The organism is Chryseobacterium sp. RU37D (assembly GCF_900156075.1).
Classification (GTDB): Bacteria; Bacteroidota; Bacteroidia; order Flavobacteriales; family Weeksellaceae; genus Chryseobacterium.
The window spans coordinates 1-14023 of sequence record NZ_FTMM01000011.1; the positions used below are offsets into that span (position 1 = coordinate 1).

Genomic DNA, 14023 nt, shown 5'->3' on the forward strand with positions numbered 1-14023 from the left:
AAATAAAATTTGTTTAGGATAGTGAAATATTAGTATATTTATATGAGTAGAATTTTTCATATAATTTTTTTTTAGACCGCGTTATGCGGTCTTTTTATATTAAGAAGTTGATGATTTGATATAGAATAAAACACGCTAATTAAAATTTTAATGTTATTCTACCAGTAAAAAAAATTCAAGTTTTAGTAAGTACTTAACTCTTGGGAGCTTAAATAATACTTTGATATAATTGTCTTATCTGTAAAACTTTTCAACAAAGTTTATTAACATAACAATTCCAGATATTACCATAGTGGAAAAGCCAAGAGTATAAAACCATTTTATACTAATCCGTAATATAATTTTCTTCATAAGATAAGAAGAAAGTATTGCGGCGCATCCTACAACAATTCCTATTTTAAAAGAGGTGATTGTAAATAATCCGAGGTATATATAGGTGCTAAGTTTTACGATATTCAGTGTAATCTCATTTGCAGCCCTTGTAGCAACAATTTGCTGATTTGTCATTCCGATTTTCATGTAAAATTTATTAAAAAGAATTCCTCCGGCACTGATAAAACCTGAAGTAAGACCTGCAAAAAGACCTATGGTAAGTAAATTTACTACTCTTAATTCTTTTTCTTCAGTTTTATAATCTTTACCTTTAAATATTTGTGGTAGATTTCCAATAAGGAAAAGAGCCATGATTAATTCAACCCATAAAGGTTCAACATATGTAAGCATCCAACTTCCCAACAATACACCTGGTAACGCTGTCGGTAAAAAAAACGAACAATCTTCCAGTTAATATCCTTATAAAAAATAACAATACGGGAGAAAGAGCTGCTTGAAGTCCCAATTGATAAAACAGCAGGAACCTGAATCACAGGTAGAAATCGATTAAGAACAGATAACAATATCAGTCCCGCACCACCACCACAAACCACACTTATCCCAAATGCAATAAAACTGCATGCAAAAATTACTACGTAAAGCATATTAATAAATTAATGGAGGGGGTGACAATTGTGTAAGAAATCATCCGTCGGAATCATAGAAAATAAATTGACCAAAGGACGTTGAGCAATTGAAATAAGAATGTGAAAAAGAATTGCACATCTTAAATAATTTTGAAAGCTATATATCAAGTCAATTGAACTTATTATTTCAGTTTTAGAATAAAGCTGAATTCTATTATATCTGGAATAAAGTTTTTTCCAGGTCGAAAGAATTTTTATCATTATGTTTTTTTTAATATTAAAATTATAATATATTGCCTTTATGCTTAACTTATTGAATAAAAAAGGTCTTTATATGCTTAATTTTCAACAAAAAGCATATTGTATATTTTTTATATTCGTATTTTGACTTTTTTTAAAACTATTATAAAATGTGAAGTCAAATTAAATCAACTCTACATTTATTTTTATCTACTAAAACTTCCGGTAGGGAAAGAGCTAAAATTTTGCGTCATGGAAAGTACTGTATGAACTGCTGCATTAGCTGGAATTGTCTGCAACAAAGGCTTTAATGTAAATGGTAATGGGCTGTTATCAGGATAAGGTTCTATGCTAATGACAATCGTTTTTTCTTTAAGATCAGTAGGAAATGTAAGCCCTGTCGGTGCATTTTTCAAAAAATCTTCCCCAGGAAAAGCAGGCCCGTTATTCGCAGATTCTTTATATTGAGATGTATTAGCATTATCGTCTGCAATGGATGGACTGGTAAAAGTTCCTGTACTTACAAATATTCCGTTTATTACTGCCCATCCCTCATACTTCCAACCTTCCGGTAATGTAGGAAGCGATAAACCCGCAACAGCAGAACCAGATGAATTATCCAGAAACCAAACACCACTTTCTTCGTTGGTCATAGCCCCACCATCTGTAGGTGTTGCCAAGATGTATTTTCCCGCTGTTGTAGAAAAATTATTGCCTAAAGCTGCAGTGTGATATATACTTGCAGTACCTGTATTTCCGTTAAAGTCTCCAGCCAGAATATGAACTTTGCTTGGTGCAGGATCGTCATTTGTAGAAGGCTCTATAGTAAGTATAAAAGCTTTAGCTGTGCTCAATTGTTCATAAGGAACAGGGAACAATGTTTGTGACAATTGTCCGGAAGAATTTACAGTAAATCTACCACTAGAAACAGGCACTCCGCTTACCATAAGCCAACCTTCATAGACATAATTACTTCCTAAATTTTCTAAACCGTGAATACTTAATGTAAGATTTTTTGTAGTTGGAGGATCATTATCATTATTACAAGAGCTAAGTAATAAAGAAGTGATTGTCAATGAGCTAAAAACTATTTTTTTCATATTATTAAAATTGTAATACAAAGTAAATGTGAAAAATAATTATACATTGTTAGAATTCTAACAAAAATTTATTTTTCAATAAAATCTTACCTTTTTCCCATAGAAGAAAATCATCTTCCTGCAGTTCGTTGATTAAAAGATTAAAGGTAGAGCGTGATGTTCCTATCAATTTTGCCATTTCGGATTGAGAATAGGGATTTTGTACTAAAATTTCACCATTCAATAGTTTTTGAGAAGCAAAACCGTCATCCATCATTTCTTTTATAAACTCAATGGCTCTGGTCTTGGTATTTCTAAAGAGCATTATTTGATATTTCCGCTCTATTTTTCTGAATTTATAACCAATAAATTTATAAATACTGACACTGAAATTATTATTACCTTTCATTAGCTCTTCAGCTTGTCTCAGAGTTACATGGCAAAGCTCAGTCTGGTTTTCTACTGCTTGTGCAAATTCTTTTCTTGTTTTTTGGTTCAGCATCACACTTTCGCCAAAGATTTCTCCCTTTTTAAGGTAAGCGGTTACAATCTCTTCACCAGATTCTTCCCTAAACCCAATTTTTACCTTTCCTTTACTTATCAGATAGAATTTTTTTGCAACATCTCCTTCCATGTATATAAAGTCATTTTTCTTAAAATGCAGAAAAGTATGGGTATCTGCAAAAGATTTGAACTTATGCGGACAAAGCAAGTCGAATAAATTAATATTCTCGAAATACCAAAATTGATTCATTGTATATTTTTGTATTTTAAAGTTGTGTAAAGTAAAAAGAAAGAATATTGTAAATAATCAAGGTATATATTAAGTGTTAAGCTTTACAATATTCAGTGTAATCTCATTTGCAGCCCTTTTAGCAACAATTTGCTGATTTGTCATCCCAATTTTCATGTAAATTTGATTAAATAGTATTCCTCTCGCTCTGATAAAACCTGAAGTAAGGCCTGTAAAAAACTAATGGTAAGTAAAATCTACTATTCCTAAATCTTTTTCTTCGGTTTTATAGGTTTCTAATAAGGAAAAAGAGCCATGATCAATTCATAAATGTGAACATATGTAAGTATCCAACTTCACGGCAATATATAAGGTAAGGTTGTTGGTAAAAAGCGAACAATCTTCCAGTAAATAGCCTTATAAAAAATGACAATATGTGAGAAAGAGCTACTTGAAGTTCCAATTGACAAGACATTAGAAACCTGAATCACAGGTAGAAATCGATCAAGAATAAATAACAATATCGGACCTGCACCACCACAAACCACATTTATCCCAAATGCAATAAAACTGCATGCAAAAGTTATCACGTAAAGCATATTAATAAATTAATAAAGGGTGAGAATTTTGTAAGAAACCATCCGTTGGAATTATGGAGAAAAAATTAACCAAAGGACGGTGAGCAGTTGAAATAAGAATGTGATAAAGAATAGCACATCTTAAATAATTTTGAAAGCTATACACCAAGTCAATTGAGCTTATTATTTCAGTTTTAGAATAAAGCTGAATATTATTATATCTGGAATAAAGTTTTTTCCAGGTCGAAAGAGTTTTTATCATTATGTTTTTTTAATATTAAAATTGTAATATATATTGCCTTTGTGTTTAATTTATTAAATAAAATCAGTTTTTTTATGATTAATTTCAAACAAAAATATAATATCTATTTTTTTTATACTTTTTTTATTAGCGAAAAAAATAAATGACGCTAATAGATATTAACAATTAAATTAAAAAAGTCATCCGATTGCGAGAAAAATATTTTAGAGAAAATTGAGAATAATTGCGTCTTATTTTTGGGAGAGTATTTTGATGAAGAATTTGCGTATTATGAATTTTAAATAATGAAGTATGTTAAATTATTTACTCTTACTTACTTATTTTTTGATAGATAATATTTTATATTGGTAATTGATTTGTACAATTGGAAAAGCAATAATATTAAAAGTGGGTAAAGAGCTATTCTATAATAATATTTGATTTTTAAAACTATGTTTCGGCGGCGGCAAAGCCGCCGCCGAAACATAGTTACAACATCGGATGCCGTTCAAATTCTTTTTCTCTATCGAATAAGTATCTGTAGGTGGCTAGTTTTCTTGTCACCGTCGTATCCAGATTCTCTGCAATTTTTACCATTTTTGGGTTAAAATCACCAATCCATTGCAATTCGGTCACTTTAAAATCAGTATATTTTCTCAAATGTTGAGTTCCTTCCCAAATCATATAGCCATCGATACCTTTTGTTTGCCATTCGGGAACAACTCCAAAAACAAGCCCTACCATTTTCTCATTTTTCTTAAATTTTTTTATCCAAAGGAACTTAAGCTTTTCCCATAAACCAAATTTTCCGTTTAAGTATTTAAGCCATTGATTCAGATCCGGAAGATTCATCCACATGGCAATCGGTTTTTCCTTTTCATAGACAAACCAGGAAATATGTTCGTTTAAAATAGGCTTCATTTTTTTAAACATTTTTAATACCTTCCCTTCGCTCATCTGTTTCCCTTCTCCGTGTGTGGCCCATGCTTTATTATAAATTTCGGTGAAATCTTTTGAAAATTTTTTCAGTTGATCCTTTGTCATCGGTCTTGCAGATATGTCGGGATTTCTGCTGTGTTTGGCATGCATTACAGTGAAGACCCTTGAGACATCGGCAAAGATAGGCCTTGAAAAGCACAGCTGCTCAAAATAAATTTTTAAGCCATAATTCTCAAAAAGCCCTTTATAATAAGGAAAATTATAGTTCATTCCATAAAGAGGTTCGATAAAATCTTCAATCAGGAGCCCCCAGAATTTATCACGCTCCCCGAAATTGATAGGTCCGTCCATCGCTTCCATTCTTCGCTCCTGAAGCCAGTTTTTGCAATAGTCAAAAATAAAATTGGCAGTTTCCTGATCATTGATACAGTCGAAGAAACCAAACCCTCCCGTAGGCTGCTGCTGCTTGTAAAGTTTGTTCACAAAAACAGCAACTTTTCCCACAATTTCACCTTGCTTATTTCTGAACAAAAACCTGCTGCATTCTCCATTTTTGAAGAACTTATTTTTTTCAGGGTTAAAAATTTCCTCAATATCCTTATTTAAAGGTCTGATGTAGTTTTTGTCATGTTGGTAAAGTGTTGACGGGAATTCTAAAAAATCCTTTTTCTGAGTTTCATTTTTTACTTCTTCGACAATAATCATAGTATAAACTGAGAGTGGTGGTGAAAGATAATGTTTTTCGGTCAAAATAAATATGATCAACAGATTTTATCCGTATTTTTGTGCAAAATAAATAAAAATGGTTGATTTTACTGATAACGACGATGATATTTTCACAGGAAAAGAACATACGCCTATAAGGAAAGATGCTTTTGATAAATCACCACAGGAAAAAATAGAAAAAATTACAAATCTTTTCGGAGAAATTATGGAAACATTGGGGCTTGATATGACAGACGATTCCCTGAAAGATTCTCCGAGACGTGTTGCTAAAATGTATGTCAATGAAATTTTTGGAGGGCTTCTTCCCGAAAATAAACCGGGAATTTCTACTTTTTCAAACAAATATAAATACCGCCAGATGCTGGTAGAAAAAGATATTACGGTATATTCTTTCTGTGAGCATCATTTTTTACCAATCATTGGGAGAGCGCATGTTGCTTATATTTCAAATGGTGAAGTAATTGGTCTTTCCAAAATCAACAGGATCGTAGATTATTATGCTAAAAGACCGCAGGTTCAGGAGAGATTGACAATGCAAATCGTCGCTGCTTTAAAAGAAGCTTTGGGAACAAAAGATGTGGCTTGTATTATCGATGCAAAACATCTTTGTGTAAACTGCAGAGGAATAAAAGACACGGCAAGTTCTACGATTACGGCAGAATTAAGCGGAATTTTCAGGACCAATCCTATTACAAGACAGGAATTTCTACATTATGTAGGAAGTCATGCGAAATTAGATTAAATTTGAATTAATGGATTATCAGATTCTTAAAAATATTGTTGATGAACAGCTTCTCAGATTTGAAGAAATGTATGAAGAAGACTGGTCGTATAAAGCTTCTCCCGAAAAATGGTCTAAAAAGGAAATTTTAGGGCACCTTTGTGATAGTTCTTTGTCAAACATCAGAAGATTTATAATCACACAGTATAAAGAAAACGAGAATATTGTTTATGATCAGGATTTTTGGGTAAAAGCTCAGGATTATCAGAATACTCCCACTTCGGATATTATCAACCTTTGGAAGTTTCTGAATTACCAGATCGTCCGCACCGTGGAAAATTTACCGGATGAAGCTCTGCAGAGAAACTGCGATATGACAAAAAACGAACCTCAGATTTTCACGCTGGAATTCATCATCAATGATTATATTGGTCATTTACAACATCATTTAAAAGCGATATAATAATGATAAAATTTAAAAAAGTTTCTGATAAAATTTTCATCACGACCATTATTTGTTGTGACAGGATTTGTTTTGACTAATTTTTAAATCTTTAATCATTAAATCTTTTAATTAAAAAAATAAATGCAACTAAAAATATACAACTCGCTTACCAGCGAAAAAGAAATATTTAAACCCATTTTAGACGGAAATGTAGGAATGTACGTGTGTGGACCGACGGTTTACAGCAATGTACATTTGGGAAATGTAAGGACTTTCCTGTCTTTCGATTTCATTTACCGAAGTTTGATGCATTTGGGGTATAAGGTGAGATACGTAAGAAATATCACCGATGCAGGTCACCTCACCGACGATGGAGACGTAAATAACGACCGTTTCGTAAAACAGACCCGCCTTGAAAAATTAGAACCTATGGAAATTGTACAAAAATACACAGTAGATTTTCATAAAGTTCTGGATTTGTTCAATCTATTACCTCCTAATATTGAACCTACAGCAACCGGCCATATCGTGGAGCAGATTGAATTAACCCAAAAATTAATTGAAAAAGGATTCGCTTACGAAAGCAATGGCTCCGTATACTTCGATGTATTGGAATACAATAGAAGAGGTTTAAATTATGGTGAATTGTCAAAAAGAAATATCGAAGAACTTTTCGCCAATACCCGTGATCTGGACGGGCAAGGTGAAAAGAAAAACCCACAGGATTTTGCCCTTTGGAAAAAAGCTTCCCCGGCACATATTATGCGATGGAATTCGCCTTGGGGAGAGGGCTTCCCGGGATGGCACCTTGAATGTACTGCAATGAGCACGAAATATTTAGGTGAAACTTTTGACATTCACGGAGGTGGAATGGATTTGAAATTCCCACACCACGAATGTGAAATCGCACAGGGAAAAGCCTGCAATGATACAGCTCCGGTGAATTACTGGATGCATGCTAACATGCTGACCATGAACTCTCAGCGTATGAGTAAATCTACAGGCAATTATATTTTGCCAATGCAGTTGGTAACTGGTGAAAATGATTTCTTTGAAAAGCCTTTCCATCCGTCTATTGTCCGTTTTTGCTTTTTACAGGCTCATTACAGAAGTGTTTTGGATATATCCAATGATGCGATGATTGCGAGTGAAAAAGGTTTCATCAGATTGATGGAAGCGTTGAAATTATTACCTTCAATCCAAGAAAATTACAAAAGTAACAAGGATGTTGATCTTTTTAATAATTTATCACCTAATGCTCTTCCTTTTGACGTAAAATCATGGGTTAATAAATGTTATGAAGCTCTCAATGATGATTTTAATTCTCCTATTCTAATTTCTTATATTTTTGAAGCTGTTAATAATATTTATAAACTTAACGCTGTAAAATCTGAAATTAAAATACTATCAATAGAGGATCTGGAGTTACTTGAAAAAACATTGAATGCCTTTGTTTTTGATGTTTTAGGACTTCAGACCATTGAGGAAAGCAACAACGAAAAGCTTGATCAGACCTTGAACGTTTTAATTGAATTGAGAAATCAGGCCAGAAAATCTAAAAACTTTGAGCTTTCAGACCAAATCCGCGATAAGCTCCTTGCAGAAGGCATTGAGCTCAAAGACGGAAGAGACGGAACAACCTACGTTTTGAATTAGAAGAAGTTAAAATTTTAAATATATCTCTCGCAGATTATGTAGATTTTATAATAAAGTCATCTGCGTAATCTATAAAATCTGCGAGAGTTTTTATGCATAAAAGCTGTCTTCCTGAATGACGCAAAGCGGAACGAGGAACCTTTTTGTTTAACTTTAATAGAGATTCTTCCTTCGTCAGAATGACATAATTTGTGGATAACTTAGCAGAGTGAAGCATCTTTGTGAACCAAAATGTTCTCGATAATTTAAAATTGATCTGGCGAACGTTGCGTTTAAAATAGATTCTTATTCCAACCTTGGATATTTTTTATTAACGAATTAAAAAATTATGTAACTTAGTCATACTAAAATGATTAAACCAAAATTTATATATTATGAAAAAACTTTTATTCCCTTTATTTCTGCTTGCATTAGGAGCAAATGCCCAGGCGCAGCAGGATTTCTTTGCATTGGTCGGAAAAGATACACCTAATATTATTTTCAGCGATTTCCGTGCAATAGATGTAACAAACGGTATTTCCGGAGAGAAAATTTTCACCGCTGATTCTCCGGCAAGAGTATTTTCACAAAACAAAAAGGGAATTGTAACCGAAGATAAGAATGCATATAACAACTCTCAGGCTGTGAATATGGCTGCCTTGGCTTACGATCCGTTTAATAACAATCTAGTGTATATGCCGATGTTTTCATCTAATATTTATGTTTTAAATTCCAAAACAAAAGAAATTACTTTGGTGGAAAATAACCTTTCAAAAATTACTTCCTGTGATGTCAACTCTCACATGACAAGAATGGCAACGGGATATGACGGCAATATTTATGCGATCAACAATGCCGGAACCCAGTTTCTACAGATCAGCAGAAAAGGAAATCAATATATTGTAAATGATTTGGGAATTATCAAAGACGATGCTTCTAATGGTAAAAATTCTTTCACAACCATACAGACCGGATTTGGAGGGGATATGATTGCCGATGCAGAAAATAATTTCTATGTTTTTTCAGTTTCGGGGAATGTCTTCAAGGTTTCAACAAAAGAATTGAAGGCGAAATTTATAGGTAAAATTTCCGGAATTCCTGAAAATTATTCAGTAAACGGTTCCGCAGTGAATGCTAAAGGAAATGTAGTCATAGCAAGTGCAAAAGGGGCTCCTCTGTATGAGGTAGATTTAAATACTTTACAGGCAAAACAGTTGGGGGGCGAGCAAAACCTGCATATCTATGATTTGGCAAGTAAATATTTTGCAAACGATAAGGCTGTTTCAGGGAACGTTTTTGCTAACCTTGATATTTATCCGACCCGCGTTGATGAGCATTTTATCAATGTTAAGGTCAATGATAAAGCCGTAAAAGAAAATATTAAATTCAATGTTTTTGATCTTTCAGGAAAAAATGTAATGATGCAGAATTTATCAGTAAAAGAAGGATCTTTAAATCAGCAGATTTACCTTAAAAATCTCGTTGCCGGAGCTTATCTGGTAAGCATTACTGATGAATCAGGAAAAATTTTATTAAATAAAAAAATCCTTATTATAGAATAAACTGTTGTTTTCTAAATGGAATAAAAACCTTTTCAAAATATGAAAAGGTTTTTTAATGGATATTTGATATTCAATAAGTTTTATTTTTCGAGATTAAAATGTATTTTTATAAAAAAATGTAAATGAAGCTTTATTTTAATGTAGATTACAGTGCAAAAGTAGGAGAAAAGTTGCTGCTGATTATCAATGAAGAAGGAGCTGTATCGCAAGATCACATCATGTTTTATACTGAAAATGGTTTATGGAAATGTGAGGTTGATTATTTTTCAAAATCTATTTCTTATAAATACCAACTGGTAGATGACAGAGGAATTGTTCTTCGGGAAGAATTTGTTTCACATCATCTTAATTTTCCTCACAACTATAAGGAATTCCTGATTTTTGATGAATGGAATAATAAAAATTTTCCTGAAAATTATCTGAACAATAAAATTCTTTACAATAAGCTAAATCAGTTTTCTCCTGAAAAAATTTCAGTTGTAAAAAAGCATACCCATTTATTTAGAATCGAAGCCCCGATCTATAATCAGCACTGGAAAATAGTCTTGTTCGGAAGTACACCTTCTTTGGGAAGCTGGGATTATGAAAAGGCCATTCATTTGTCTCAAACAAGCTTCGGGGTTTGGGAAACTTCAGTTGAAATTCCTGAAAATGAATATATTCAGTTCAAGTACTGCCTGTATGATGTACAGGTCGGAAAAGTAATCGATGTAGAGACCGGAGAAAACAGATTCACAGCTCCCAACCAGCTGAAAGATGTCCTGCAGGTTGTTTCCAATCATTATTTTAAGTTCAAGCTGTATCAGCTGTATCATGATGCAGGGGTTGCAGTTCCGGTTTTTTCATTGAGAACTGAGGATGGTTTTGGGGTTGGGGAATTTTCTGATATTAAAAAACTTGCAGATTGGGCTAATGAAACGAATCTTGGGATTATCCAGATTTTACCGATCAATGATACAACGGCAAATTACTCATGGACGGATTCTTATCCTTATGCCGCAGTTTCGGTATATGCGCTGCATCCACAGTATATTTCACTGGAAAATCTTGATTTCCAGTTACCGAAAGAATTAGTTGAAGAATATCAGTCTGAAAAAACGGCTTTGAATTTATTAGAATTAATTGATTATGAAAGAATGATCTCTTCTAAATGGAAGTTTCTGAAAGCTGTTTTTTATGAAGATAAAGACAATATTTATAAAGACAGGAATTTTAAAAAATTCATAAAAGATAATGAAAGCTGGCTGGTTCCTTATTCGGTATTTTGTGTCCTGAGAGATAAGTACAAAACCCCGAACTTCAACGAGTGGAAAACACATAGAAAATTTATAGCAGGAAAAATTTCACAATTTTTTACAGCGAAAAGTAAAGACTATGATGCTTCGATGCTTCACGCCTGGGTGCAGTATCAGCTTCATAAACAGCTAAAAGATGCTGTTGACTATACTCACAATCTGGGCATTTCTTTGAAAGGAGACCTGCCGATCGGAATTTACAGGTATTCTGTCGAAGCTTGGACGGAACCTGAGTTATTCGGGATGGAGTTTCAGGCGGGTGCACCACCGGATCAGTTTACGGAGCTGGGGCAAAACTGGGAATTCCCGACCTATAATTGGGAAGCCATGAAAGCCGACGATTACAGGTGGTGGAAAAACAGGTTCAAGGCGTTGGAGCAGTATTTTGATGCCATGAGGATAGACCATATTTTAGGCTTTTTCCGGATTTGGAGGATGCCAATTTCTGCTACACAAGGCATCTTGGGTTATTTTTATCCTGCTGTTCCCATTACTTTGGAAGAGTTCAATGCGTGGCATATCCCGTTTAATTTTGACAGGTATTGTAAACCTTTCATCAATGATCAGATTCTCTGGAAATATTTGGGTGAAGATAGTGGTAAAGCCCTTGAGTTTATCAATAGTAACGGAGATGGAACTTATTCTTTTAAAGAAGAATTTAATACTCAGAGAAAATTAACCGATTTCTTTAAGAAGAATCCAAGAGGCATAATTGAGGAGCAATTAATTTCACTTTGCGCTAATGTTTTATTTTTAATTGAAGAAAAAGGGGGGCAAATTGTTTATCATCCTAGATTTAATATTTATAATACAGATTCTTATCAATTTTTATCAGACTGGGAAAAGAAAGTCATCTATGATCTTTACCATGATTACTTCTTCAGCAGACAAGATCACCTTTGGTATCAAAAGGCGATGGAAAAGCTTCCAATGATCCTGAATTCTACAAAAATGCTGATTTGTGGAGAAGATTTGGGCATGGTTCCGAACTGTGTACCTGTAGTAATGGATGAGTTGGCAATTATAGCCTTGAAAGTACAGCGTATGCCTTCTGATAATATTCCGTTCTACAATCCTAAAAATGCTGGATATTTAAATGTGGTAACAGCTTCGTCGCACGACAGTTCCACATTAAGGCAGTGGTGGAAGGAAGATCCGGTGCTTACACAAAAATATTTTAATCAGCAGTTGATTCAATACGGAAGAGCGCCTGAAGAAATGGATGCTTATCTTGCTGAAATTATAATGAAGCAGCATCTTTATAGCAATGCAATGCTCGCCATTTTCCCGATTCAGGAGTTTCTGGCTATTGACAAAGACCTTACAAACCCTAAAATGGATGATGAAAGAATTAATAATCCAGCTGTTTTTCCGCATTACTGGAGGTATAGAATGCATCTGAAATTAGAAGATCTGAAAAAGCATGAAAGCTTTAATCAAAAAATTGCTTATTGGGTGGAAGATAGTGGGAGATTATAAATTTAACATTTGATTATCAATTAGTTAATAATAAATTAAAAGAAGTTTTGTCGAAAGATTTAACTTCTTTTTTGTATTTATATCCAAAAGATAGAATTAAATATTCTACTATATTAACCAATAACGACTATAAAAATGAAAAAAATATTAATCGGTTTTGCTATGAGCCTGGCGGCTTTTTCGTTCGCTCAGCAGTACCCAAATAACGGATGGGGAAATGATGACGGATATTATAATGGAGGAGGAGGGTATTACAGTGATCAGGATGATCAGAATTATTTCCCGGATGACTATTATTATAATTATCCGCAGGATTATTATCCTAATGATTATTATCAAAGTAATTACAATGACTACAGAAACAGTATCGTAAGTATCAACTGGAATATTTTCTTTGCTCAAAACAGATTATCCCGGTGGCAGATTGATCAGATTTTAAGACTGAATAATTTATATGTAAGCTTCTCAGCATGGAATGATTTCTATAGATACAATCCGGACAGATGGTACTACGACAGGTTCTATGCACTACAAAGAATAATGGGGCCAAGAGTATTTGTCGTTTTCCAGAATAATTATTATAGAGGATACAGTCCGGTAGTGTATTTCCAGAATTACAGAAGAACACACTATGCTGCAATATGCAGACCAATACCAAGATATAGAAATGTAAATATTAATATTTACAGGGTTGACAGAACAAATTTCCATAGAATGAATAACCCTACATTTAATATTGTAAGAGGCAGCGACAGACCAAACAACGGTTTTAGAGGGTCGGTGAGAGATGGTAACAATGGTGGTTTCCGTAATCAGGTAAACAATAACAATAATTCCGGCTTTAGAAATGAAAATAACGGAATAAGAAGCGGAGGTTTCAGGGGAGATGGTAACACCGAAGTAAGAAATAATGGTGGTTTCCGTAATCAGGTAGACATTAACAATAATTCCGGCTTTAGAAATGAAAATAACGGAATAAGAAACGGAGGTTTTAGAGGGAATGGTAACCCGGAAGTAAGAAATAATGGTGGTTTCCATAATGAAAGAGCAGAAAATGAAGGTAGATTCAGAGGTGGTGAAATGAGAAGAGAAAGTGCTCCAAGAAGAGAAAATAATGGGGGAGGTTTTAGAAATGGAGGTGACGGCGGTTTCAGAAGAAGTGAAAATTCAGCTCCAAGGCAGCAGAATAATGGCGGCGGAGAAAGGCACGGCAATGGAGGCTTCCGAAATGGATTTGCAAAAAATTAATTTTCATATATTATATTTAAGTGGTGTGAGGGCAGATTTTAGGATCTGCTCTTTTATTTTATTCTTGTTTTTAAATTAATATTAAAATTTAACATTTTTTATGAAATTTTCTTTTTAACTTTAGTTTTAACTAATAATCAAAA

11 protein-coding genes are annotated in these 14023 nt (G+C 33.5%); 6 read left to right on the top strand and 5 right to left on the bottom strand.

Going from position 1 to position 14023, the window contains the following annotated elements:
• Positions 1 to 234: 234 nt before the first annotated feature.
• From BW926_RS07025 to BW926_RS07045, 5 genes are all read right to left on the bottom strand, one after another.
• Complete coding sequence (locus BW926_RS07025; protein ID WP_262484490.1) at positions 235 to 723, bottom strand: sulfite exporter TauE/SafE family protein; 489 nt, start codon at positions 721 to 723, stop codon at positions 235 to 237.
• Positions 687 to 977 carry a hypothetical protein gene (locus BW926_RS14540; RefSeq protein ID WP_228403416.1) on the bottom strand — a complete coding sequence of 97 codons (291 nt, stop codon included), beginning with the start codon at positions 975 to 977 and terminating at the stop codon, positions 687 to 689. The genes BW926_RS07025 and BW926_RS14540 overlap by 37 nt, the downstream gene beginning before the upstream one ends.
• Before the next feature lie 428 nt (positions 978 to 1405).
• Positions 1406 to 2299, bottom strand: coding sequence for an anti-sigma factor (locus BW926_RS07030; RefSeq protein ID WP_076445579.1), 894 nt, complete (start codon positions 2297 to 2299; stop codon positions 1406 to 1408).
• Between the two features lie 49 nt (positions 2300 to 2348).
• Entirely contained in the window at positions 2349 to 3032 is a 684-nt protein-coding gene (locus BW926_RS07035) for a Crp/Fnr family transcriptional regulator (protein WP_076445582.1), read from the bottom strand.
• A 1287-nt stretch (positions 3033 to 4319) separates the two neighbouring features.
• Positions 4320 to 5474, bottom strand: a complete 1155-nt coding sequence (locus BW926_RS07045; protein ID WP_076445587.1) for a hypothetical protein — start codon at positions 5472 to 5474, stop codon at positions 4320 to 4322.
• 97 nt (positions 5475 to 5571) lie between these two features.
• Here BW926_RS07045 and folE point away from each other — a divergent pair, with 97 nt between their 5' ends.
• The 6 genes from folE to BW926_RS07075 all read left to right on the top strand — a co-directional run bounded on the left by folE (position 5572) and on the right by BW926_RS07075 (position 13880).
• The gene (gene folE, locus BW926_RS07050; RefSeq protein ID WP_076445589.1) at positions 5572 to 6237 is read left to right on the top strand and encodes a GTP cyclohydrolase I FolE; all 666 of its coding nucleotides are present in this window, start codon (positions 5572 to 5574) and stop codon (positions 6235 to 6237) included.
• 10 nt (positions 6238 to 6247) lie between these two features.
• On the top strand, positions 6248 to 6679 hold the full coding sequence (locus BW926_RS07055; protein ID WP_076445591.1) for a DinB family protein: 432 nt from the start codon (positions 6248 to 6250) through the stop codon (positions 6677 to 6679).
• Between the two features lie 123 nt (positions 6680 to 6802).
• The gene (gene cysS, locus BW926_RS07060) at positions 6803 to 8317 is read left to right on the top strand and encodes a cysteine--tRNA ligase (protein WP_076445593.1); all 1515 of its coding nucleotides are present in this window, start codon (positions 6803 to 6805) and stop codon (positions 8315 to 8317) included.
• Between the two features lie 374 nt (positions 8318 to 8691).
• Positions 8692 to 9858, top strand: coding sequence for a T9SS type A sorting domain-containing protein (locus tag BW926_RS07065; protein ID WP_076445595.1), 1167 nt, complete (start codon positions 8692 to 8694; stop codon positions 9856 to 9858).
• Between the two features lie 122 nt (positions 9859 to 9980).
• Entirely contained in the window at positions 9981 to 12632 is a 2652-nt protein-coding gene (locus BW926_RS07070) for a 4-alpha-glucanotransferase (RefSeq protein ID WP_076445597.1), read from the top strand.
• A gap of 135 nt (positions 12633 to 12767) precedes the next feature.
• Entirely contained in the window at positions 12768 to 13880 is a 1113-nt protein-coding gene (locus BW926_RS07075; protein ID WP_076445599.1) for a hypothetical protein, read from the top strand.
• Positions 13881 to 14023 lie beyond the last annotated feature (143 nt).

Bases quoted from the DNA above. Each gene is read 5' to 3' on its own strand.
- BW926_RS07030 (WP_076445579.1), bottom strand. From the start codon at position 2,299: ATGAAAAAAATAGTTTTTAGCTCATTGACAATCACTTCTTTATTACTT.
- BW926_RS14540 (WP_228403416.1), bottom strand. From the start codon at position 977: ATGCTTTACGTAGTAATTTTTGCATGCAGTTTTATTGCATTTGGGATA.
- BW926_RS07065 (WP_076445595.1), top strand. From the start codon at position 8,692: ATGAAAAAACTTTTATTCCCTTTATTTCTGCTTGCATTAGGAGCAAAT.
- BW926_RS07070 (WP_076445597.1), top strand. From the start codon at position 9,981: ATGAAGCTTTATTTTAATGTAGATTACAGTGCAAAAGTAGGAGAAAAG.
- BW926_RS07025 (WP_262484490.1), bottom strand. From the start codon at position 723: ATGCTTACATATGTTGAACCTTTATGGGTTGAATTAATCATGGCTCTT.
- BW926_RS07045 (WP_076445587.1), bottom strand. From the start codon at position 5,474: ATGATTATTGTCGAAGAAGTAAAAAATGAAACTCAGAAAAAGGATTTT.
- BW926_RS07075 (WP_076445599.1), top strand. From the start codon at position 12,768: ATGAAAAAAATATTAATCGGTTTTGCTATGAGCCTGGCGGCTTTTTCG.
- cysS (WP_076445593.1), top strand. From the start codon at position 6,803: ATGCAACTAAAAATATACAACTCGCTTACCAGCGAAAAAGAAATATTT.
- BW926_RS07035 (WP_076445582.1), bottom strand. From the start codon at position 3,032: ATGAATCAATTTTGGTATTTCGAGAATATTAATTTATTCGACTTGCTT.
- BW926_RS07055 (WP_076445591.1), top strand. From the start codon at position 6,248: ATGGATTATCAGATTCTTAAAAATATTGTTGATGAACAGCTTCTCAGA.
- folE (WP_076445589.1), top strand. From the start codon at position 5,572: ATGGTTGATTTTACTGATAACGACGATGATATTTTCACAGGAAAAGAA.